Consider the following 22,194-nt stretch of genomic DNA (forward strand, 5'->3'; position numbering starts at 1 on the left):
GCAGGCTCCCTTTAGGTTAGTATGTTAAGTCTACTAGCCCTTATAGTATCTGTCCAACTTAGTGTAACCGATTCAGTTTTTATAAAAATAGATGAGGTATAAAAGGGGGATAACATGGGCGAATCTGAAATTATCTATACTATTAAAATGATCATTATTGGATTGGTACAAGGTTTTACGGAACCTATACCAGTATCATCCAGTGGACATGTAATGATTGCTAGTGAATTGTTAGGCCTTGGCGAACAAGGATTTACGTTTGCTATTCTTACCAACACGGCATCACTTTTGGCAATTTTATTTATTTACCGACAAGATATTGTTAGACTGATTAGCAATTCTATTAGTTATTTGAAAACTAAAAATCATCGCTATAAAAGTGACTTCCGCTTTGTTTGTTTTATCATTATCGGAACAATTCCCGCAGGTGTTCTTGGCATATTATTGAATGACTATATTGCAGAAAATGTTAGTATGACAACGATTGCAGCTATGCTTTTTGTAACGGGAATTGCTTTGTGGTTTATTCGGAATGTGAAAGGAACGAAAGGTGAGCGAGATATAACGATTAAGGATGCATTCATTGTTGGGCTAGGTCAAGCTGTCGCGTTGACACCAGGAATTAGCCGGTCAGGTGCAACGATTATCTCAGTTATTGCTGTAGGGATGAAACAAGATACAGCGCTGAGATTTGCCTTTATGTTATATATACCTGTAAGTCTAGGTGGTGTCATTCTAGGTTTCTCTGACTTTTTAGCTGAACCGAATAAAGCAGATTTAGCAATCCCATATTTATCAGCGTTCATTGCAACCGTTTTAATGTCCTATTTTGCTATGAAGTGGTTTATGGGAATAATGAAAAATGGAAAATTAGTTTACTTTTCATATTACTGTTTCATCGTTGGGACATTACTTTTAATTTTCTTTTAAACTCAAAAACAAGTAAAAAAGCCAAATTCTCTAGTTGAGCAATTTGGCTTTTTCTCTTTTCAAATCATCTTTCGTTTGTAATTAGCTTTAAAACCGCTTTGCGTGCAGACTCCATAGGTCCTAGCTTTGCATAACGTAGCCAGATTGATGCAAGGAGGATTTGGACGATACTAATTAATAGTAAAGTGCAAAGTACACCTAAAGAATTCATTTTCCCACCTAAGTTAGCTCCCCATCCATAGAATAGGGCGGTACATAATATATTTTGGAACAAATAGCAGCTAAGGGATACTTTCCCTGTATTTTCGATCCATTTCCATAAGCGAATTTTTTCGCGCTTTTCTACAAGCCACGCGAACAATCCTATATAGCCAATAGAAAGTATTGGAGAAAATGCGTAACGAATGATTAAGTCAAAAATTCCCCCTGGTACAAAAATTAAAAAGTTTAATGGAATCCCCATTAACAATCCATATTTGAGCATTTTCTTACGTATTTTATTCCCTTCTTCATTTGGGGAAAATGCCCCTTTACGCATTAACAATACCCCTACTAAAAAGAGGAAGATATTAGAGCAAAAGCTTAAAATCATCTCAATTCGCAACGCCCAAAAATTCGTTAACCGATAAGTAACCTGTTCCCACCAACTACTATATTGATAGAGTTGTGTTACATTTAAATCTAATGAAACATCACCACCCTGACGATTCAGCGTGAAAATGAGTATAGTGACGGTTAAATAGAGAAGGAAATTTAAACTTCCAAAACTAATTGTTGCCCATTTAATAGCTTTATCCCCTAATTTTACGATGAAAGCGACGATTATGGCTGTCACTGCATAACTCATTAAAATGTCATATTCCATAACGAAGGTAAAGTTCAAAAATCCTTCAATCAGTAAAATGAAACAAACCCATAAATAAACTCCTGGCCACGGCTTACCTTTACGCAGAGATTGCTCATATTTTAACTGTAATCCAACTCCAAACAGTATCGCTAATAGACCGAGAAACTTCCCGTTAAACAACGCTAAGGAGAATGTACGTAAAAATGTATCAAAGGAATTCCACCATTCATTGTTTTGGAAGGTGAAAATATAGTTAATATCCCCTAAATGAGCAAAAATCCAAATATTTACGCCTAACGTTCCCAATATCGCGATTCCTCTAAAGATATCCAATAAACGAATGCGACTTCCTTGGGTTTCATTCATTATTAAATTGCCTCCTTAAATTAGTAAAATTGCATAATTTTCTTCAAACACCTATTAAGTTTTATGAAAAGCTCGTTTATTCTATGATTCATAAATGATTGGAAAGTAAGGCGAAACAAGCGCAGGGATGCGTTGTTGAGATAGGGGAAGACTTATTTTTACTTAAAAAATACAGTCCTTTTACAAAGGGAAGTGTTAATCCCCTAGGGTAAATACGCTGTTATATTCTTTTTATGAGATGCTGATTCCATCTACAAGTAGGTGTTCACCTATAAGTGCTAGCGTGAATATTTTATGTTTAATGTGCTTTTTAAAGAGGGGGATCTGTATGGGATACTACGTTGGTGTTGAACAAGGCGTAAATTTGTATGTGGAAGATTTAAATCCAAAAGGTAGTAAGACAATTGTATTTTTGCATGGCTGGCCGTTAAGTCATCAACAGTTCGAGTATCAATTTGATGTTCTTCCTGCAATGGGTTACCGCTGTATTGGAATTGACTGGAGAGGGTTCGGAAAATCGGATAAACCAATGGAAGGCTACCATTTTAACCGATTGGCAGATGATCTTTTTGCTGTAGTAGAAAAACTTCAATTAGACAACTTTACCCTTATCGGTCACTCTACAGGTGGTGCAATTGCAACGCGTTATATGTCCAGATATAAAGGGTTTGGGGTATCGAAACTTGTTCTTGTAGACGCTGCAGTTCCTGTCGGTTTCACTGCAGAAACAGCCGATCGTTTACTGACACAAGCGTTAAATGACCGTCCAAAGATGATGCAGGAAGTAACAGACACCTTTTTCTTTCAATATATTACAACGCCATTTTCTGATTGGTTTATTAATTTAGGCTTACAAGCAGCAGGGTGGTCTACGGCAGCCATCATTATGACTTTAAGGGATAGCAAGCTTTATGAGGATTTGCCTAAAATTGTTGCTCCAACTTTAATCGTGCACGGTATTCATGACAAAGTAATTCCCTTTAGTCAAGCTTTAGAATTGAATGAACAAATGAGAAATTCCTATTTAGTTCCGTTTCATTTTAGCGGCCATGGTCCTTTCTGGGAAGAGAGGGAGAAATTTAATGAGCTAATAAAGGATTTTATCGGTTAACGAAAAAACCTCCAAAAGTCAGGTTTGACTCTAACTTTTGGAGGTTAGTACATGGATTAATGACTAGTGAAATAACCCGGATTCTTTCGATTTTTTCATTAATGCATTTGTCTTTTTACTTAATGGCCCTTTAAGGAAAGTTCCAATTAATAATGCAATAATACCGAATAAAACTAAGAACATCAGATCACGGTATACTCTTTCCCAAACAATACCGCCTACAGCTTCTCTCATTAGATCAACTGCATAAGAGAATGGTAAGAACGGATGAATCGTTTGGAAAAATTCAGGGAGTAATGCGACTGGGTAAGTTCCCCCAGAACCAGCAATTTGCAATACGAGAAAGACAATAGCCATTGCCTTTCCGACATCCCCAAATACTGAAACTAATGTATAAACAATGGATATAAATACTAAACTGATGACCAGTCCAAATAAGATAAACCATACAGGTTCAGCAATATCCACACCTAAAATGAATATATCTCCGGATGTCACGATTAAAGCTTGGACAAAGCCAATGGTAATAAAGGTTAAAAGTTTACCAAAATAGATTTGCTTTTCTGTGTAATCAATAGAATTATGGACACCTGTAGCTAACAAGGAAATTAATAACAAGGCGCCTACCCATATAGCAAGTACCGTATAAAAAGGTGTCATACCTGTACCATAGTTTGCAATTGGGAATAAGCTGTTTTTGTTAAGTAGGACAGGTTCTTCAAAGAAACCTTTCTCAGCTTCTGGATCATTTCGCAGTAGCTCAATGATTTCATTAATATTTGTTTCACCTTGGATTTCTCGAATGCGATCAGCTAATTGATTAATTTTATCGTTCACATAAGGGAATTCGCCTAATATTGTTTTAAGCGTATCTTCGCCTTTGCCTAAGTTACCTTCAGTATTAGCAAGAATTTTCTCTACTTCTGGAATGGTCCTTTGAATTTCACTTAATATTCCTCGAGCATCACTTAAAGTTTTCTTTGCATTGGCTACTTCTTGTTTCACAGTTGGCTCGATTTCTTCATTATATAGTTTCACAAAGGCATCAATCTCACTTGCCGTCGTAGCAGCCATTTCTTGAAGTTGTCCGATTAACTCGTCCAGTTCTTGCTGCTTATCAGAAAGGAATGTTGTTATCTTTTGTCCGCTTTCTTGAATTGTCTGCAGTTGACCTTTCAAAGTAGCTAATTGTTCAAGTGCCTGATTAATTTGTTCTTGGTTTGTACCTTGTTCATTATTATTTTGTTCTTGAAGTTGGGTTAGGGCACTCTCGATTGCTTCGATATTCTCAATGGAAGTAGCGATTTGGTTGTTAATTTGATCACTAATGTCTTTTCCTTGGTTCAAGTTAATATCGGAAGATTGCACAGTACTAATAAAATTGTTTACTTCCGTCGCCATCCTCTGTACCTTCGCTAAATTTTCTTGAACTTGAGGGGCAATTTCATTTAATCGATTTTCAGCTTTCTCCAAAAACGCTGTCGTATCATCGATCGTCTGTAATCCTTCTCCCGTCACACGTTTTGCATCGGGAACGAGCGCTTGAGCTTTATCAATCATGCCTTGCGCATTTTCTGCATCTGCTAAAGATTCATTTAATAAAGTATGAATTTCAGGTAGTTTTTCTTCCATTTGGAAAACATACTCTTCAAATTTTTTAATGTCTGGAAGATCCTTTTCAATTTCCAGTCCTAATTCATTGAACTTTTCAAAAATCGTCCCGTTCACGGTTGAAATAAAGTTACTTGTAATGTTATCGACGATTCCGCCTGCACCGGATGCGGTAATTTTAGGCGCTATCGCGTTTATTTTTTCATTCACATAATACTCGACCTTTGCCTTTTCAGGGTGATCCTCAATAACCGTTCCTAACTTTTGAGAGAAATTTTCTGGAATGATAATAGCGGCAAAATAGTCACCATATTCCACTTTATCCATTGCTTCTTTACGGTCAACAAAATGCCAATCCATATCATTATTGTCTTTCAGTTCTTTAACAACTTCATCCCCAATGTGCAATTCTTGATCACGGACTGTAGCTCCCGTATCTTCGTTCACTACGGCTACTGGTAACTGATCCGTTTGACTATAAGGATCCCAAGATGCTTTAATATTAAACCATGCGTATAAGGAAGGTAATAGCATTAAACCTCCGATAAGTATGGCAGCAACCCAGTTAGTAATAATACTTTTAATATCCTTTTTAAAAATACTCCACATACTACTCATCCTAATCTTCTCGTATTTATTTGATTATGTGAAAAATCCTTTAAATTATGTAAAATCTATTAAAATAATTCAAGCCAAAAGTATAACGCTGCTCAACAATTCTATCATCAAGTAATACTTAAAAGAAGGATTTATTGTGAAAAGTTGGAATTTGAAAAGACAAAGGAAGATAAAAATGGATTGTAGGGGAGGTAACCATGAAAACTAGAAAAGATGTGATAGATTATTGCTTAAAGTTAGGCAATACATATGAAGATTATCCGTTTCGTGATAAAAATTGGACATTAATGCGCCATAAAGAAAATAAAAAAGTGTTCGCATGGATTTTTGAAAAGGATCACCATATATGGGTCAATGTAAAGTGTGAACCTGGAATGCTTGAATTATGGCGACAAGTTTATGATTCTGTAGTTCCAGCATTCCATCTCAATAAAGATCATTGGAACTCGATTATTCTTAATGGAACCATTCCGGAAGAAGAAATTTATAAAATGATAAATGAGAGCTACCATTTAACGAAGGCTAAATAATTTACGTTCTATTATGAACATAAAAAAGCAAAAAGGGCCAATTTTGGATCCCTTTTTGCTATTAAAATCCTATTATAGTCTGTATATTACTAGTCTAAAATTGTCACTTTTACAGTTTGTACACCATAGTCGATTGCATCTTGTTTATTAGGGATAAAGACATCAATTCGATTGCCTTTAATAGCGCCGCCAGTGTCTCCGGCGATTGCTTCTCCATAGCCTTCTACATACACTTTACTACCAAGTGGAATTAGTTCTGGGTCAACGGAAATCACTTTTAAATCTGGATTTTCTAAAAGGTTAATTCCAGTAGCTGTAATACCTGAACATCCTTCACATGTCGCTGTATAAGCCGTTGCTTCCATAATAAATTCTTTTGGAGCTTCCTCTGATGTTGTAGTTTCATCAGCTACAGGAGCTGTTTCTTCGGTAGTATTTTCCGCAGGATCCTCCTCGTTAGTAGCAGGAGCTGCTTCTTCTTTACTTTCCGTTGAAGTTTCCTCAGTTGTTGCAGGAGTCGTTTCTTCAGTTGTATTTTCTGCAGGAACTTCTTCGTTAGTTACAGGAGCCGTCTCTTCTGTACTTTCTGTAACAACTTCTTCATTAGTAGATGGTGCAGCTGGCTCAGACGCACTTTCTGTCGCTACTTTCTCCTCTGTTACGGGAGCTTTTTCTTCAACTGGATTTTCTTGTGGAACTTGTGAAGAAGAATGATGGCTTTCTCCACCTTTAAAGATGACTAAATTTAAGCCGGGATGAATAATATCCGAATTTAAAGCGTTCCATTCTTTAAGTTGTGAAACGGTTACCCCATGATTTCGAGCAATATCCCATAATGTGTCGCCGTTTTCAACGAAGTATTCTTGGGCAATCGTCAAGATATCCCCAGGGTGAATTAAATCACTATGTAGTTGATTCCATTCTTTAATTTGAGAAACAGTTACTCCATGATGACGAGCAATGTCCCATAATGTATCACCAGATCTTACACCATATTCATTTTGTCTTGGAATCGTTAAGAAATCTCCAGGATGAATCAGGTCAGTTGTAAGATGATTTACTGATTGAATATTTTCTACTGTTGTATTGTTTTCTTGGGCTAAATCCCAAAGGGTGTCTCCCTTTTGCACTGTCACCGTTGCAGCTTGTGCAGTAGCACCTACAGTTAAAGAAAGTGCTGCAACAGGTACAATTGACATCATTTTTTTAAGCATTTATTTATCCTCCATGTTCTTGTTGCTAATTTTTAATAATCCTAACATAGATTTTTCTGACAAAAAGCACAGGGAGGTGTTAATTCGTTTACGTCTATGGCATTTATATTGCAATACTATTAATGAATAATATAGGGGGCATAGCCACATTAAGAGAAAAAAGCCAGTTTGTACCGTTCCAATCGGAATTTACTTTTGTAATATTTCATAATCGTTTTTGGAATGACGGAACATAAAAATCTCTGCAATACGGGAAGGAACATACTGATTTATTATCTATTCTTTATAAATATCTTCCATATAAGTGATAAATCTATCAGCCACTAAACGATTACCTAATAAACAAAAACTTGCTACTCCCCAAATATAGCGATTACGACTATCCACCAATATTTGAATGGGTCATTGAACTTTGCTTACTATCCAAAATTGAAAGAATAACAAATCCAATTATGATGAAAACAAAAAGTTATCTAGATTAATAAATCCAGTTTAATCATCTTTTTGGATAGGAATAATAGGTTCTGATAGACGATTATATAAATGGATGCGTTTTTGAAATCGCAGGGATAAATATGATAAAAAGGATTAATTAATACGCTTCTTTATATAAGAAGAAATTTTTCATGTTGACAAATTGAAATGAATGGATAAAATAAAGAACAATTAATATGTGCATAACGAAGATTTGTTTTCAACATTTCGGAGTATAAGAACAAAGGCTATGAAAAGAATTAGTAGCAATCATGTAAACAGACAGAAAGCGACCGGTTGATGAGAGGAGCACGTTGAACGATTGTGAATACATCTTGGAGCTGTGTACCGAATAGGATTTCCTTAGTAGGCTACGCCGGCTTAGCACCCGTCATCATGTGCGAAAGTATCGTCAAAAGACTGTACTTATGAAGATAAGCAATGTGAGTTGCTTATGAATTAAAGGTGGTAACACGAGATGAATCGTCCTTTTGGTTAATCCAAAAGGGCGTTTTTTTATCCTTTGTTTCTTATAGAACTTGCAATATTAGAAATAATATTCCAAGGAGATGTTCGTATGTTAGTAAAACCTGAAGAACAAATGAAGATCATTATGAAAGGTGTTCATGAAGTAGTCAATAAAGAGGAGTTATTAGGAAAACTAGAAAAGTCCTATCAAACGAAGACTCCGCTTACGATTAAATTAGGATTGGATCCTTCTGCACCGGATATTCATTTAGGCCATGCCGTTGTCTTAAGAAAAATAAAACAAATGCAAGATTTAGGACACCAAGTGGTCATTATTATTGGTGATTTTACAGGTCGAATTGGTGACCCGACAGGCAAAGCAAAAGGACGCGTAGCTCTAAGTGATGAGCAGGTTCAAATTAATGCCCAAACATACTGTGAGCAAATCTTTAAAGTGCTAGATTCAAACAAAACAACGGTCCGTTTTAATAGTGAATGGCTTTCAAAGTTAACCTTTGAAGAAGTTCTTCAATTAGCAGCAACAACTTCGGTTGCGAGAATTTTAGAACGGGATGATTTTCAAAAACGTTATAACAGACAAGTGCCAATTGGCATTCACGAATTTTTTTACCCTTTAATGCAAGCGTATGATTCCGTTGAAATTCAAGCGGATATTGAATTAGGAGGTACCGATCAAACCTTTAACGTTTTAATGGGTCGCACCCTGCAAAAACATTGGGGACTCGAAAAGCAAGTTGCCCTTTTTATGCCACTCCTTGAAGGGCTAGACGGAGTAGAAAAGATGAGTAAAAGTCTGGGGAATTACATTGGTGTCAGCGAACCGGCTGAAGTAATGTTTAAAAAGGTAATGGAGGTCCCTGATCAATTGATTATAAAATACTTTGAATTAGCGACAGACGAACATCCAGATGAAATTGAAAAAATAAAGCTCCTACTAGAAAAGGGTGCTAATCCTAGGGATATTAAATTAAAATTAGCCGAAAATATTACAAAATTATACTGGGGAGAAGAAGAAACGGAAAAAGCCATTTCCTATTTTGAAGCAGCTTTTAGCAAAAAAGAAATACCTGAAAATATCCCAGAACTACTAATCGAAATAGGTGCAGAAACCGTTAAAGATATCATTCCTCAATTAATTGAAAAAGGTTTTGTGAAAAGTAAAAGTGAATTTTTGCGGCTAATGAAACAAAACGGTGTTCAATTGAATAAAGAAAAAATGAGTGAAGATGAATTAGACCGCGTATTAATGAACGGAGAAGTATTACAAATTGGGAAAAAACGATTTCTTCGTTTCGTAAAATAACGATGAATGAAAAAAAACTGTGCAACTCTTACGAAAAAGTGAGTACACTAAATCCGTAAGAGTAGCCAGATTTTTTTTAAAATTAATGAAGTATATTATAAATTTTCATTTTGTTGTTTAATTTCGTCCGCACCGATTGAAATATTCACAGCCTCATACTCTTTATGCTTATTTACCGAGTTTTCAATGGCATTTTCTAAATTGGAATTCGTTTCAATCGTAATTTCCTTCTTTTTTGGTGCCGTTGTAGGGTAATTATCCTTCTTTTCCAAGTCGTATCACTCCTTTACAAAAGTTTTTGCTGGAGTAGATGAACTTATACATATGAGTAAGGAGACTAACGATTTTACTAGGATGAAAATAATAAAAAATGAATTCTACGAAATGATCTTTGTGGCGTTCACAACCCATTCACAACAAAAAAATTTATAAAAAATTTTTGGAACTCCACTTTTGTACACTATCACCTTCAAAACAAACCATAAAATATGGTGGTAAAGGAGGTGAATGGTATGGGTTGTGGTAATAACGTAGGAGGAGCTTATGATTACTGTAACGATTATGGTAATGTAGGAGGAGCTTATGACTACTGTAATGATTATGGTAATGTAGGAGGAGCTTATGACGATAGAGGCAATAAAAAGGAATTTGTGTTAATCGTTGTACTGTTTATCCTATTAATCATTGTAGGTGCTCATTTTGCTAAAAAGAAACATGATGATTGCTAATTTAATGACGAAATAGGTAGATTGATTTGCCATCTCATTATACCTATTCAACAAATCCCTTCTTAAAAATGTATTTTCCTTTATAAAGCACTCAATATAAGACAGCTAAAGACAAAAGACACCTAAAGAAAAATTTAGGTGTCTTTTTCATTAGAATTTTTTTGTCATTAGGACATGAGGAATGCCATCCTCCATAAAGACATCAGAAGCTGTTTCATAACCTAGCTTATGATAAAACCCTTCTGCATGGGTTTGGCCATGTAATTTTACTTTATCGACACCGTTTTCCTTTGCTATTTCTTCTAACACTTTCACAATCACTTTCCCTAAACCGTATTTACGGTAAGGTTCTAAAATGCAGATTCGCTCTAACTTCCCATAACTATCAACGAAACGAACTCGTCCTGTTCCAACAGGTTGCTCATTATAATAAACTAATATGTGTTTGCATGGGGCATCTAAAGTATCAAATTCGTCAAACTCTTCTGATAGAGGAACACCTTGCTCCTTTACAAATACTTCTTTTCTAATGTCAAAGGCAATTGATAAATCCTCTTCAGTTAATATTCTTTTTGATTCCATTTCTTTTTCAACCCTTTCTTCATAAACAAGTCATCATACAATCTATATTGAATGAATTTTGTTGTAAATTCAACAAAATTTCTTGAACTGTTTAAAAGTAAAGGGATAATACCGTGTTTATCGGTACTATCCCTTAAATCCCCTTATGTGGCCTCGCGATTGTCTGAAGATTTTCCTTTATTCATTGCAAGTATAACGATCATGATCATAATAAACAGAGTACCGAGCCATTGATAAATGCCAAAGGGTTCCTTTAACCAAAAGACCGTTGTTAAAACAGCAGCTAATGGCTCTACACTACCTAAAAGACTAGATTCTTTAGGGGCTAGGCTTTGTAAGCTTTCAATATAAAACCAAAAGGCAATCATTGTCCCGAAAATAATAACGAAAACTAAATATAAATAAGTGTCCAACGTAAAGTTGCTCAAGTTAATTTGCCAAGGCGGGTGGATAAGACTTAAAGCAATCCCTCCGATGATCATTGCCCACCCGACGATAACGAGGGAATCAAATTGCTTTAGTAAAGGAATCGCGTATAACGTATAAAAGGCTAAAGCAACACCAGATAAAAATCCCCAAATAATTGCTAGAGGAGGGACGGATAATTGGGAAAGGGAACCATTAGTTAATAAGAAAAAACAACCGAGAAGTGCTAAGGAAACGGTTAACATATCTCCCCGCGTCAATATGCTTTGTTTACGGAGTAGTAAATAAATAATAATCATAACGGGCGCTAAATATTGCAATAAAGTTGCAACAGCAGCATTGCCATGTTCAATCGATGCCATATATGTATATTGAACGCCGAGCATTCCAAGTAACCCGAAAATCACTAATGGAATTGCTACTCTACGATTTTTCCAAACACGAAATATTTGGGAGCGATCCTTTGTAAAATACTGTACTCCTAACAGTAATACACCTGCTATTAGTAATCGGGTTGTTACAAGCCAATCTACATCAATAGCATATTGTTGAAAAAGCTTTTTGGAAACCGTCCCGCCAATTCCCCAAAATACCGCTCCAATTAGTACAAGAACGATTCCTTTTTGTCGATTCATCGATATTGCCACCTTCAAATATAAAAATAGTGTGATAACATTTTCTATAATAATGAAAAAATATACGAAATAATATATAGATTGAACTTAAAAATATAAGGATATTGAGGTGGTAAAATGCAAATTAAAAATTTTACCGTGGACGAAAGTTTAAAAGAGTTAACCGAACATCGTACCGTCGTGTTACCGATGGCATGTTATGAAACGACGATTAACGATAATATTAATGGATTTATACCGCTTCATTGGCATGAAGAATTTCAGTTCGTTGTCGTTATAAAAGGGGAAGCTATGTTTCAAATAAATGAAGATAAAATCATTGTTCGGGAAGGGGAAGGGATTTTTATCAATACTGGTTGTTTACACATGGCAAAAGATCAAAAGGGTACGGGTTGTGTTTATATTTGTTTAAACGTTTCACCAAGTTTCGTATTGTCCCATGAACTTTATGCCCATTTTGTAGACCCATATATTCATGCAACAAATATTCCTTATTTACGGCTGTCTCCAAAGGAGTTATGGGCATATCAAATTTTACAATCAATCAAGGAAATTTCGGGGATTATTAAAGAAAAGGCCACCTATTATGAAATAGATATTAGCATGCAGTTAACGTCCATATGGAAAAATTTAATTAAAAACGGTGTGCCGTTAGAGTACGAACAGAAGGAAGCGTTAAAAAATGAGCGGATGAAGGAAATGCTCAATTGGATTCATCAACATTATGCAGAAAAAATTTTATTGGAAGATATTGCGCAAGCTGGTCATTTAAGTCGCTCTGAATGTTGTCGCTACTTCAAACGTTATTTAAAGAAAACGCCTTTGAGTTACGTAACCGATTATCGGATTCAGAAAAGCTTCATTCTACTTCAACAATCGCACCTTAATGTTACAGACGTAGCCTATCTAGTAGGCTTCAATAGTACAAGCTACTTCATTGAACAATTTAAAAAATCTATGAAAATAACACCGCTAGCCTATAAGAAGATGAAAACGAATTGAACTATGTTTGAAATAGGATGGGCAATACACTTAAAAAAGTGAAGTAGTAACTTATTTTGAATGGTCACCACTCTTTTTTCGCTTATTAGGATGAAAAGTGGCATAATGTATAGATTAAACAAATAAAGGATGACAAAATGAGACAGTTAAGAGAAGTACGATTACAATCTAAAGCAATTAAAGATATTACAAATGGTTATCCTTTAATTTTAAAAGATGCGATAGAACCTTCCCAAGTTACAATTGAAGAAGGAAGCTTATTACACTTAATCGATAAAAATGGTGGCTATATTGCAACAGGGTATTACGGAATGCAAAATAAAGGTATTGGCTGGGTCTTAACTCGAAAAGAAAAAGAACAAATCAATAAGAAGTTCTTTGCCAAAAAAATCAGTGAAGCGGCAGCCAAACGGGCAAATCTATTTACGTCAGAAGATACAACTGCTTTCCGTGTTTTTAACGGTGAAGGGGATGGAATAGGTGGTCTAACAATCGATTTCTTCAACGGATTCTATATGGTGAGCTGGTATAGTGAAGGGATTTATTCGTTCAGAGAAGACATCTATCAAGCCCTTGATGAAGTAGTCAATACGCGTGGAGTTTATGAAAAATTACGTTTTCATACAAATGGGCAATATGTCAGACAAGATGATTACGTGTCAGGGGAAAAAGGTGAATTTCCATTAATTATTTTGGAAAATAAGATGAAGTATGCGGTAGATTTAAATGATGGTGCCATGACAGGAATTTTCTTAGATCAGCGGAATGTTCGAAAAGCTTTGCATGATCACTCTAATGGGAAAACCGTGCTGAATACTTTTTCTTATACGGGTGCCTTTTCTGTAGCGGCAGCACTTGGTGGTTCGTTAGGAACAACAAGTGTAGACTTGGCGAAACGTAGCTTACCAAAAACGATTGAGCAATTCCAGGTGAATGATATCAATCATGAATCCCAGGACATTAAAGTCATGAATGTCTTTGATTACTTTAGTTATGCAGCACGTCATCAGTTGAAATTTGATATTGTCGTATTGGATCCGCCAAGCTTTGCCCGTACGAAAAAAATGACGTTCAGTACGGCAAAGGATTATCCTAAGCTATTAAAAGATGCGTTGGACATTACAAATGAAGGCGGTACGATTATTGCATCAACGAATAACGCAAGCTTTAATATGAAAAAGTTTAAAACATTTATTGATAAAGCGTTCAAGGAAAAAAATACTCGCTACAAAATTATAGAAGAGTATCAGTTGCCAGAGGATTTTACGGTACCACATAACTTTCCTGAATTTAATTATTTAAAAGTTGTCATTATAAAAGTAATGAACTAAGGATGTGAAAATGTGAAATATAATAAAAAGGCAATGACGAAATTGATTAACCAACACCGGGAACTGCATAATGAGTTAAAGAAAATAAAAGTAGAAATGGGCCTAGAGAAAAACTTAGCAATAAAAACGCTATTTCACTCAATGGTCGCTGATAATGGCCCATATATGAAGGAATATCAAGAATTAGAACGTATGCAATAATAAAACCCTCTGTTTCAGTTAAACAATGAAACAGGGGGGTTTTTTAGGGAAATATAAAATTTTAAAAGAAATCTACTCATACAAGTATTTATACTTTATTTATTTTTGTTGTAACGCCTTACTTGCGACTCATAGTAAGTTAATATTAGATACTACGCTATAGCAAGTAGTTTTAAAGTAATTGCCTCTATTCACTTGCATGTAAGGAAAACAATTCAATAATAGGGTAGCTTCGGATATAATGATGAATTAAAGGGGGTGCTTACTGATGGGGAATCATAAACGATTTTCTAGTACTTCTTCCACTCATGCAAAGCCTATTATTGGAAAGGCGATACTTTGCATGGGGCGAAACATTTAATTTATCGCTTTATAAGCTTTTCTAATATGCTGGCTTTGCACCTTATTTTTTCCAAAATTGAAATAAGGGGCGAGCAATATTGAAGTATACGAACGCAAACAAAATTTTACCTGAAAAGCTCATTAACGAAATTCAAAAATATGTCCAAGGAGAAACCATTTATATTCCAAAGCAAGAAACGGAGTATGAGAAATGGGGAGCTCGAAGTGGAGGAAGGCGGTTACTTGATCGCCGTAATGCTGCTATTCGAAGTGCTTTTATTAGCGGCAGCAGTATTCAACAATTGGCAGAGGAATATTATCTTTCCATTGAAACGATTAAAAAAATTGTGTATTCACATAAAAAGTAGATGAACGGCACTGGTGAAAAGTAATTCATCAGTGCCGTTTTATGTAAAAAACGTTTCTAAATGATTTTTTCCATATAACTACTTTACGGTTCTGTTTAAAATAAATGGAAAGATAGTATAAGTGATTGGAGAAATACAAATGACTGAAAAATTTATTAAAAATGAACAGTTAAACTTTATAAAAAAGCAAATTGCATTTATTAAGGACAGCAAGAACAAGAATGTTCCAAAAAATGTATTAGCAACTGTAATCGACCTAGCGAATGCTAAAATCGTGGATTTATTTCCCCATTTATCAGATGAACAAAGTGAAATGCTCGACGTTTCCAAACTGAAAACAGAATCGGACTATGAACAATACATTCAGCATCTCTCGGAATATTTGCTTCCATTCCCAATAATGACGGAGCAACAATTGAAAAAAATGTTCCCAAAACAAAAAAAATTAAAGTTGCCGGATTTATCCAATATTGATCATCATCATCTGACTTATTTAAGCTGGAAAGACCTAAGATCCAATAGGAAAGTAATCATCTATGAGTTAGAAGGAAAAATGGTTGGTATTGAATGCGAATTTTCATCGACTACTAAAAAAAATCTTTGTTCCTTCTGTAATTGTTTTGGTGAAGTTTCCCAAATTTCTACGGTAACGAAAACGAAGAAAACGAAAAATCCAGATTATTATCGATCTATTGGCAACTATATTTGTGCTGATAGCAGTGAATGCAATAAAAAAATTACGAACGTAGACTATTTAGAGGGCTTTTTAAAAGACTCACTAGGAATATAACTATCTTCACAATCTGAAATGATGTCTGTTAATGCAGACATTGTTTTTTTATTTTGTTAATAAAAATTTTTCTCATTTTTTTAATATAAGTATATTTTAATTTTTACATTGATTTATCTCGCCAATATTTGTATTTGTTTTGAACTTAATGAGTGGAACAATTATTTCTAAATATTAAACTGCTTATTCATTTGACATAAAAATTCTCTATTTTACAATAAAAATTCTGTTTTAATCAATTTATTTGTTGAAAACGGTTTGACTATAATATTCAGAAAATATAAAATATTAATATATAGTAACAGTTACCGCAAATGCGTAAAGGGGTGTGTTGTTTTGAAATTACCAACGGTTCAATTTACAAAAGAACAGGAGAGGTTTAGGGAAGAGGTTCGTGCTTTCCTACAAGACGAGTTGAGTAAGGGGACATTTCAAACGAAATGCGATTCCTGGTTAAGTGGCTGTGATGCCAATTTTTCGAAGCTAGTGGCAGAAAAAGGATGGATCGGCATGACGTGGCCTAAAAAATATGGGGGTGGGGAGCGTAGTTCGATTGATCGTTATATTTTAACGGAAGAATTTTTAGCCTTTGGAGCTCCCGTTGCGGCCCATTGGTTTGCAGATCGCCAAACGGGTCCACTTTTATTACGATTCGGTACAGAAGAACAAAGAAATTTCTTCTTGCCTAAAATTGTAAAAGGGGAATGCTTCTTTGCGATTGGGCTTAGTGAACCGAATAGTGGTTCTGATTTAGCGTCCGTGAAAACGAGAGCTGAAAAAGTAGAAGGTGGCTGGGTTGTGAATGGTGCCAAGACGTGGAGCAGTAATGCCCAACATGCCCACTATATGGTGACCCTCGTTCGTACAGAACCTGTTTCCGAGAAGAAGCATTCCGGTCTTAGCCAATTAATTATCGATTTAAATTCTGAAGGAGTAACAATTTCACCTATTCGTTATTTGACTGGGGAACATCATTTTAATGATGTATTTTTTGATAACGTGTTTGTGCCGGATGAAATGGTTGTCGGAACGTTAGGAAATGGTTGGGCACAAGGTTTAGCTGAACTAGCATATGAACGAAGTGGCCCAGAAAGGATATTAAGTACCTTCCCATTATTAAATGAAGCAATTGAAGAGTTAAAACGACAGAACAATCTAGAAGGTTTAGCGGAAGCTTCTAAACTAGTAGCTGAATTATGGAGCTTGCGTAATTTATCCATCGGAGTAGCCAAAGTGCTCGAAGAAGGCGGGGAAGTAATGGTACCTGCAGCCCTTGTTAAAAGTATTGGAACGAAATTTGAACAAAAAGTTCCTGAAGTCGTTCGTCTTTTAATGGATGTTTATCCACAACTACAAGCGGAACAGAAAATGAATAGATTCCTAGCAGAGTCTATTCTTCATGCACCAGGCTTTACAATCCGAGGTGGAACATCAGAAGTACTATACGGCATTATCGCGAAAGGAGTGATTGCAGGATGAGCGAAATGAAAGACATGATTGTCGATGTTGTTGAAAAAATACTCAATGATAAGGTTGAAAAGGAAATGGTCGATCTTTTAGAAGAAAATACGTGGCCCCAACATATATGGGACATTATGTTGGAGAATGAGCTGCAACAAGTAGCTGTTCGAGAAGAGCATGGCGGAGCTGGAGGAGATTATGAAGATCTATTTCATTTATACCGATTAATGGGGAAATATGCAGCTCCTATTCCTTTTGTTGAGCATACTTTTGCCAATGTCGTACTGGAAAATGCCAATATTCACCCAATGAATGAATTAACGACAGTCCATTTACACGCAAACCCTTTAGCCATCGTAAACGGAAAAGTTTCAGGAGCCCTACACTATGTTCCGTGGGCGAGATATGCGAAGAAACTTGTAACTTTAGCTTCAGAGCAAGGAACAGAGTTTATCGTATTGCTAGATTTAAAGGATGCTCAAATAAAACATGAAATGAACGTTGCAGCAGAACCACGGGACCATGTTACCTTTACCGATGCAGCTGTTGTAACATGCCAATCTATTACACAAGAACAATTTACGTTCCTTCAAAAATTACAGACGATTGCTACCATTTGTAAAATGACTGGTGCGATAGATCGGGCATTTGAATTATCAGTCCAATTTAGTAAAGAGCGGGAACAGTTTGGTCGTCCGATTCATCGTTTTCAATTAGTTCAGCAACATTTAGCTACTTTAGCTGGAGAACAGGCGTTAACGGCAGCGGCGATGGAAAACGTCATCGCTCTATTACAACAAGGGGAAGTCCATGATGAAGTAGCCTTTGCCAGATTAAAAATAGAAGACTCCAGTCGAATCGTTGCTACTTCAGCCCACCAAGTACATGCCGCGTTAGGTGTTACCCATGAACACCGATTACATCACTATACACGCCGATTATGGGCATGGCGTGACGAAGATTACACAGGCCGTTTTTGGAAAAAAGAACTGGCGAATAAATGGTTACAATCGTCAGCAACTTTATGGGAACAGTTAACAACGAAGAAACAAATGGAACATATTTAAGGGGGATGCATATGCCGGATTTATTATTTGAAGTAAAGGACTCTATTGCCACGATTACGTTAAACCGGCCTGAAAGCTACAATGCCTTCAGTGAAGAAATGATTGTAAACTGGATAGCGGCATTAGAAGAAATAAGGGATCGGGATGAAATTCGAGTTGTCCTGCTAAAGGGGAATGGCAAATCCTTTTGTGCTGGCGGGGATGTTAAAGCGATGGTTGCCGGTAAAGGGTTCTATGAAAGTAAAGAGGATACGACTTCTACAGCCCTTGCTCGAAAGAACTCCCTTTGGAAAAAAATACAACGAATCCCGTTGCTTTTAGAGGAGATTGATAAGCCGGTCATTTGCCAAATGCATGGATATGCTATGGGGGCTGGTCTCGATATGGCCTTAATGTGCGATATTCGAATTGCTGCAGAATCTGCTAAGTTTGCAGAAAGTTATATTAATGTAGGGATTGTGCCAGGAGATGGAGGCGCTTACTTTTTACCGAAACTAGTCGGAATCGATCAGGCGTTGGATATGTTATGGACGGCGCGAATCCTAACGGCGGAGGAAGCAAAAGAAAAAGGATTGGTCACTTTTGTTGTACCAGATGGGGAACTGGACACATTTGTGCAATCTTATGTGGAAAAGTTAAGTAAAGGTCCACAGGAAGCGATTCGAATTATTAAACGGGCGGTTTATCAAAGCCAGACGATGAGTCTACGATCTTCATTAGACTATATTTCTTCTAAAATGGGAATCGTAACGGAATTGCCAGATCATAAAGAAGGGGTTAATGCAGTGTTGGAAAAACGCAAAGCTGTCTTTAAATAAGCAGTTAAAGGGGAAATGGGGATGAAACGTAACCTTTTCGTAACGGTACTGTTATGTCTAGGTCTTTTAATGGGGTGTCAAAGTAATGTGGAACGGTATGGGGAGCCGCTTATTTTCACAACAGGTACAACAACAGGGGTATTTTATTCCTTAGGGGCAGGTCTTTCAACATTATGGACAAAAGAGATGGAACAGCTTGTTGCTTCCCAAGCATCGAATGGCAGTGTGGAAAATTTAAATTTAATGAGCAAAGGGGAAGCCAATTTAGCATTCACTACAGTGAATATTGCCTATGATGCATATAACGGGGAAGGTTCCTTTAAAGGAAAACAATACGATGGAGTTCGAATTTTAGCCAATCTTTACCCGAACGTCAGTCATATTGTAGTAGTTGATGATGAAGATATTCAATCCATTGAAGATTTGAAGGGGAAAAGTTTTGTTTTTGGTGCTGCCGGTAGTTCTACTGAATTAGAATCGAAGCTTGTTCTTGAAGCCCATGGTGTAAGCATTGATGATGTGAATGCCAATTATGTCGGGTTTACGGAAGCGACGGATTTAATAAGAAACGGTCAAGTCGATGGGGTAAATATTTATTCTGGGGTACCTGCAGCGGCAACGACCGAATTAATTTCAACAATTGATTCGAAGGTGCTCAGTTTTTCACCTGATGCCATCGATCAATTGGTAAAAGATTACCCGTGGAACTTTGAGTATGTCATTGAAGCAAATACGTACGATAAACAGCCAGAACCGATTACGACGGTTGGTCAATATAGCACGATTGTAATTGACGAAAGTGTTTCAGAGGATGCTGCCTATCGACTAACAAAGCTGCTATGGGAAAATGTAGATGAACTAAAGAAATCCTATAGCATTGCTAATCAGTTCGATCCTCAAAAAGCAATTGAAGGTACTGCGGGTGTACCGCTTCATCCAGGGGCTGAAAAATACTATAAAGAAATTGGCGTATTGGAATAGGGGGGATTCAAATGACTACGAAGGATCTAACAAATCATGATATGCAAGAGTTAATGGATTTGGAGGAGAAAAATTTAAACTCACGAAAGTATATCGGTATTTTTGGAAAGGGTATCGTAATAGTCGCAATCATTTGGACTCTATTCCAATTATATATGAGTAGTTTCGGTGTCATGGATGCAGTCAAGTTCCGAGCTTGGCATTTAGGTTTTCTTCTATTATTTAGTTTTGTCTTTTATCCGGCTACTAAAAAGAGTGTAGGCTCACGAAAGTTGCCGACAATCTTTGACCTTCTATGTATTGGTTTATCCATTGTAGTAATTTTCTATTTCTTGTTTACTTATGATGCTTTTGTACGAAGTGGTGGGGAAAATTCCACATTGGATATTTTTATCGGCGGGATCGCATTACTTCTATTATTTGAAGCAAGCCGTCGTGTTGTTGGAAAGGGATTGACGATAATCGCCCTATTCTTCTTGGCGTACAATTTTTTTGGTGCTTATATACCTGGCATATTAGGGCACTATGGATTTAGTTTAGAGCGTGTCATCAATATTATGTATTGGGGAGGTCAAGGGGTATTTGGAACAGCACTAGGCGTTTCGGCGACATACATTTTTGTTTTTGTATTGTTCGGTGCTTTTCTAAAAAACAGTGGTTTTTCCGATTTCATTAATGATTTAGCTTTGACAGTTGCAGGTAGAACAGCAGGTGGCCCTGCAAAGGTAGCCGTTTTTGCAAGCGCTTTAATGGCAACCGTTAGTGGTAGTGCAGTAAGTAACGTCGTAACGACAGGTACGGTTACGATTCCTATGATGAAAAAGGCAGGCTATTCAAAGAAATTTGCTGGGGCAGTGGAAGCTGTTGCATCAACAGGAGGTTTAATTGCCCCACCTGTTATGGGGGCAGCGGCCTTTATTATGGCGGAATATCTCGGGGTACCGTATTCCGTTGTTTTACTGGCGGCCATCATCCCAGCTATCCTCTATTATTTAACGTTGTTTATGATCGTCCATTTTGAAGCGAAGAAGATGGGGTTATCTGGTATTTCCAAAGAAAATTTACCTGAAGCAAAAAAGGTGTTAAAAGAAGGCGGTCATCTTTTTATCCCTTTACTCATTCTCCTAGTGATGTTATTTGCAGGATTTTCTCCTTTGTACGCGGCAATCTTCTTGTTACTTTCTGTCGTTCCAGCTGCAGCCATTCGAAAAAGTACACGTATGAGTTTCCAACTCGTACTAGATTCGATTGTTGAAGGGGTAAAAGGTGTTATTAATGTTGGGATTGCCTGCGCCATTGTAGGGATTGTTATTGCGACGATTACGTTAACAAGTGCGGGCTTAATCATTGGGAATAATGTTCTAGGCTTTGCAGGTGAAAGCGTGCTTCTAGCTGCGTTACTGACAGCATTTATTAGTATCGTCTTAGGTATGGGGGTACCAGCAACAGCGGCCTATATTATCGTTGCGACGATTTCTGTTCCTATTTTAACGAAACTAGGTGTAGCGCCAATTGCTGCCCATATGTTTGCCTTCTATTTCGCAGCCCTATCAAGTATTACGCCTCCAGTTGCATTAGCATCCTATGCAGCAGCGGGAATTGCAGGGGAATCGGCGAATAAAGTGTCCGTTGAATCTGTTCGGTTAGGGTTAATCGGATTTATCGTTCCGTTCTTCTTTATATTCAATCCAACATTATTATTAACGGGTGGTACAGTAACCGAATATTTATTTGCAGCTATTACAGCAATAGTTGGTGGAGTCGTGCTAGCGGCGGGACTTAAAGGCTTTATGTTTAGAAAAACATTTTTAATCGAAAGAGTGTTACTTATCGTAGCAGGGATTAGTTTGATGGATACAACATTACTCGTCAATATCATTGCTTTAGTCGCTGTAGGCTGTATCGTAGCTACCCAACTTCTAATGAAGGAAAAGGCGAACCCTGTTACGACATTAATTGAAGAGTAAGG

20 protein-coding genes, 1 pseudogene and 1 other annotated feature are annotated in these 22,194 nt (G+C 36.6%); of the genes and pseudogenes, 15 read left to right on the forward strand and 6 right to left on the reverse strand.

All coding sequences use genetic code 11. From position 1 onward, the window contains the following. Positions 1–114 precede the first annotated feature (114 nt). Positions 115–930: an undecaprenyl-diphosphate phosphatase gene (locus tag ACH0B5_RS15015; RefSeq protein WP_341361714.1), complete on the forward strand. Its 816-nt coding sequence runs from the start codon at positions 115–117 to the stop codon at positions 928–930. 64 nt (positions 931–994) lie between these two features. On the opposite strand, the gene ACH0B5_RS15020 is transcribed toward ACH0B5_RS15015, so the two are convergent. Beyond that, positions 995–2,143, reverse strand: coding sequence for a DUF418 domain-containing protein (locus ACH0B5_RS15020; RefSeq protein ID WP_341361715.1), 1,149 nt, complete (start codon positions 2,141–2,143; stop codon positions 995–997). 328 nt (positions 2,144–2,471) lie between these two features. Between ACH0B5_RS15020 and ACH0B5_RS15025 the strand changes: the two genes are divergently transcribed. After that, positions 2,472–3,254, forward strand: coding sequence for an alpha/beta fold hydrolase (locus ACH0B5_RS15025; protein WP_341361716.1), 783 nt, complete (start codon positions 2,472–2,474; stop codon positions 3,252–3,254). 63 nt (positions 3,255–3,317) lie between these two features. Here ACH0B5_RS15025 and ACH0B5_RS15030 read toward each other — a convergent pair whose 3' ends face one another. Then, positions 3,318–5,474 (reverse strand): YhgE/Pip family protein, encoded by a 2,157-nt coding sequence (locus tag ACH0B5_RS15030; protein ID WP_341361717.1) that lies wholly within the window; start codon positions 5,472–5,474, stop codon positions 3,318–3,320. 206 nt (positions 5,475–5,680) lie between these two features. Here ACH0B5_RS15030 and ACH0B5_RS15035 point away from each other — a divergent pair, with 206 nt between their 5' ends. Continuing rightward, the gene (locus ACH0B5_RS15035) at positions 5,681–6,013 is read left to right on the forward strand and encodes an MmcQ/YjbR family DNA-binding protein (RefSeq protein ID WP_341361718.1); all 333 of its coding nucleotides are present in this window, start codon (positions 5,681–5,683) and stop codon (positions 6,011–6,013) included. A gap of 89 nt (positions 6,014–6,102) precedes the next feature. Here ACH0B5_RS15035 and ACH0B5_RS15040 read toward each other — a convergent pair whose 3' ends face one another. Beyond that, on the reverse strand, positions 6,103–7,227 hold the full coding sequence (locus tag ACH0B5_RS15040; protein ID WP_406928041.1) for a LysM peptidoglycan-binding domain-containing protein: 1,125 nt from the start codon (positions 7,225–7,227) through the stop codon (positions 6,103–6,105). Positions 7,228–7,942: 715 nt separating this feature from the next. Then, positions 7,943–8,195, forward strand: a binding site (T-box leader). A gap of 83 nt (positions 8,196–8,278) precedes the next feature. Between ACH0B5_RS15040 and tyrS the strand changes: the two genes are divergently transcribed. Then, on the forward strand, positions 8,279–9,493 hold the full coding sequence (tyrS, locus tag ACH0B5_RS15045; protein WP_122970756.1) for a tyrosine--tRNA ligase: 1,215 nt from the start codon (positions 8,279–8,281) through the stop codon (positions 9,491–9,493). Positions 9,494–9,588: 95 nt separating this feature from the next. Here tyrS and ACH0B5_RS15050 read toward each other — a convergent pair whose 3' ends face one another. After that, positions 9,589–9,765, reverse strand: a complete 177-nt coding sequence (locus ACH0B5_RS15050; RefSeq protein WP_191707895.1) for a hypothetical protein — start codon at positions 9,763–9,765, stop codon at positions 9,589–9,591. A gap of 369 nt (positions 9,766–10,134) precedes the next feature. Between ACH0B5_RS15050 and ACH0B5_RS15055 the strand changes: the two are divergent. Further along, positions 10,135–10,221, forward strand: a pseudogene (locus ACH0B5_RS15055) (YjcZ family sporulation protein); the annotation flags it as partial. A gap of 150 nt (positions 10,222–10,371) precedes the next feature. On the opposite strand, the gene ACH0B5_RS15060 reads toward ACH0B5_RS15055, so the two are convergent. Then, positions 10,372–10,803, reverse strand: a complete 432-nt coding sequence (locus ACH0B5_RS15060; protein WP_122970754.1) for a GNAT family N-acetyltransferase — start codon at positions 10,801–10,803, stop codon at positions 10,372–10,374. A gap of 143 nt (positions 10,804–10,946) precedes the next feature. Continuing rightward, a complete protein-coding gene (locus ACH0B5_RS15065) occupies positions 10,947–11,864 on the reverse strand; it encodes an EamA family transporter (RefSeq protein WP_406928042.1) in 918 nt (305 codons plus the stop codon). Positions 11,865–11,981: 117 nt separating this feature from the next. On the opposite strand from ACH0B5_RS15065, the gene ACH0B5_RS15070 reads away from it, so the two are divergent. The 10 genes from ACH0B5_RS15070 (at position 11,982) to ACH0B5_RS15115 (ending at position 22,192) form a co-directional block, all read left to right on the forward strand. Next, on the forward strand, positions 11,982–12,866 hold the full coding sequence (locus ACH0B5_RS15070; protein ID WP_122970752.1) for an AraC family transcriptional regulator: 885 nt from the start codon (positions 11,982–11,984) through the stop codon (positions 12,864–12,866). 137 nt (positions 12,867–13,003) lie between these two features. Then, positions 13,004–14,197 carry a class I SAM-dependent rRNA methyltransferase gene (locus ACH0B5_RS15075; RefSeq protein WP_406928043.1) on the forward strand — a complete coding sequence of 398 codons (1,194 nt, stop codon included), beginning with the start codon at positions 13,004–13,006 and terminating at the stop codon, positions 14,195–14,197. A 12-nt stretch (positions 14,198–14,209) separates the two neighbouring features. Further along, positions 14,210–14,398 carry a hypothetical protein gene (locus ACH0B5_RS15080; RefSeq protein ID WP_122970750.1) on the forward strand — a complete coding sequence of 63 codons (189 nt, stop codon included), beginning with the start codon at positions 14,210–14,212 and terminating at the stop codon, positions 14,396–14,398. Between the two features lie 440 nt (positions 14,399–14,838). Further along, complete coding sequence (locus ACH0B5_RS15085) at positions 14,839–15,108, forward strand: CD3324 family protein (protein ID WP_406928044.1); 270 nt, start codon at positions 14,839–14,841, stop codon at positions 15,106–15,108. Between the two features lie 139 nt (positions 15,109–15,247). Beyond that, a complete protein-coding gene (locus ACH0B5_RS15090) occupies positions 15,248–15,898 on the forward strand; it encodes a FusB/FusC family EF-G-binding protein (RefSeq protein WP_406928045.1) in 651 nt (216 codons plus the stop codon). A 336-nt stretch (positions 15,899–16,234) separates the two neighbouring features. Next, entirely contained in the window at positions 16,235–17,377 is a 1,143-nt protein-coding gene (locus ACH0B5_RS15095; protein ID WP_406928046.1) for an acyl-CoA dehydrogenase family protein, read from the forward strand. Then, entirely contained in the window at positions 17,374–18,426 is a 1,053-nt protein-coding gene (locus ACH0B5_RS15100) for an acyl-CoA dehydrogenase family protein (protein ID WP_341361724.1), read from the forward strand. The genes ACH0B5_RS15095 and ACH0B5_RS15100 overlap by 4 nt, the downstream gene beginning before the upstream one ends. Before the next feature lie 11 nt (positions 18,427–18,437). Next, the gene (locus ACH0B5_RS15105) at positions 18,438–19,244 is read left to right on the forward strand and encodes an enoyl-CoA hydratase/isomerase family protein (protein ID WP_406928047.1); all 807 of its coding nucleotides are present in this window, start codon (positions 18,438–18,440) and stop codon (positions 19,242–19,244) included. Between the two features lie 21 nt (positions 19,245–19,265). Then, positions 19,266–20,225 (forward strand): TAXI family TRAP transporter solute-binding subunit, encoded by a 960-nt coding sequence (locus ACH0B5_RS15110; protein ID WP_406928048.1) that lies wholly within the window; start codon positions 19,266–19,268, stop codon positions 20,223–20,225. A gap of 11 nt (positions 20,226–20,236) precedes the next feature. Then, positions 20,237–22,192, forward strand: a complete 1,956-nt coding sequence (locus tag ACH0B5_RS15115; protein WP_406928049.1) for a TRAP transporter permease — start codon at positions 20,237–20,239, stop codon at positions 22,190–22,192. The last annotated feature ends 2 nt before the right edge of the window (positions 22,193–22,194 follow it).

The organism is Ureibacillus sp. 179-F W5.1 NHS (assembly GCF_045369345.1).
In the GTDB taxonomy this organism is placed as follows: domain Bacteria; phylum Bacillota; class Bacilli; order Bacillales_A; family Planococcaceae; genus Ureibacillus; species Ureibacillus halotolerans.